Here is a 1,344-nt window from a genome sequence, read left to right on the forward strand (position 1 = left end):
AGTTTGCTGGTACGGTCGCCATCGTCCGGATACGGGTCATTCCACGGGAGATGAGATGCCTGCCGACAAGACCGGTGCGCATGCGACCATCAGCGCAGAGGAGGGCCGGTACACGATTTCGGCCGACGGCCGGGTGGTCGGCTATGCCTCATTCGCCGACCGGGGGGACCAGCGGGTCTTCGACCACACGGAGATCCATCCCGAATTCGGTGGACGTGGTCTGGCGACCCCGCTGGTCGAAGAAGCGCTCAACGGCGCCCGCGATACGGGCAAGCGCATCGACCCGGTGTGTTCGATGATCGGCACGGTGCTGAACAAACACCCCGAATTCGACGAAATCACCGCCCAGGTGAACGATGACGTCCTGAGATGGGCGCGGACCGCGTCGAACGGTTGAACTCACGTATCGACGGCATCGCTGATCGGTCCGGCCTGTGACCTGTGCGGGCTGCCCGTCGACGTTGTCGGTGACGGCGAAATGGCCCGCGTGGATTGCCCGCAGTTTCTCCAAAGCCGCCCTCGTGACGGCGATGGCGTCGTCCTCGTGGGCCTGCGTACGCGGTGGGAGCGGCGCGTCAGACTTCCGCGGAATTGCCGACGCGCACTGGACGCAAGGTTGTCGGTAGGGGTTTTGCCCTGCAGGCGGCAGTCAATTCACCCGGGGCCCGCCGCAAGAAGGTGACGCCGCCGCCCGTGACGAGCGCGCGCCGCGGGCGACAGCGTCACCGAAGATCCCGCCCGGGGGAGAGACGCTGTGCCGCTTGACAATGTGGTCAGGGACGCGGGGGGGTCCCGACGCAAACGCCGCCGGCGCACGCTCCGGCGCCCGCACCGCCCGGCGCGTTCGTGGTGACCCCGCCGGGTCCGACGCCTCCGCCCGGTTCTCCCGGCTCGGCGGGCGGGGAGGCCGGCGTGGTCGGGGTGGTGCTGGTCGAGGTGACGGTCGTCGTGACCGTCGTGGTCGACGGCGTGTTCTCGTGTCCGCTCGAACCGCACGCCGCGGTCAGCGTACTCAGCCCGACGGCCGCCGTCAGCGCCGCGGCCACGACGAAACGGCGGGCGATCCGCTTCTCGATCATCATCGAATACCCAATCTGTTGAGCGAAGGGACGGTCTCCTTAGGGCATCTACCCACTTGGGTGCGACGTCAAGCGCGATCCTCGCAGAGGTTCCTCCGCTTCGGAACCCACTGCACGGCACAACGGCGGGTGACCCGCCCAGACGGTCGGCGTGCGCGCAACGGCCCTCCGGCGGCCGGTACCGGAGCGCGAGGGCATGGTGGTCGATTGCGCCGGCCGCGTCGCCGATCGTCGCCATCCCGACGTCGCGCACGATCGGTGGCCT

The 1,344-nt window shown here is 68.8% G+C and carries 2 protein-coding genes; both read left to right on the plus strand.

Translation table 11 applies throughout. The annotated features are described in order from the left end of the window. Positions 1-55 precede the first annotated feature (55 nt). Complete coding sequence (locus tag AC2VON_RS09365) at positions 56-397, plus strand: GNAT family N-acetyltransferase (RefSeq protein WP_421528807.1); 342 nt, start codon at positions 56-58, stop codon at positions 395-397. Between the two features lie 449 nt (positions 398-846). Further along, positions 847-1,101, plus strand: a complete 255-nt coding sequence (locus tag AC2VON_RS09370; protein ID WP_486952697.1) for a hypothetical protein — start codon at positions 847-849, stop codon at positions 1,099-1,101. Positions 1,102-1,344: the final 243 nt, after the last annotated feature.

The sequence above is a fragment of the Mycobacterium sp. TH-M82 genome (assembly GCF_057473605.1).

Coding starts and splice junctions, on each gene's coding strand:
- AC2VON_RS09365 (WP_421528807.1), top strand. CDS start 56: ATGCCTGCCGACAAGACCGGTGCGCATGCGACCATCAGCGCAGAGGAG.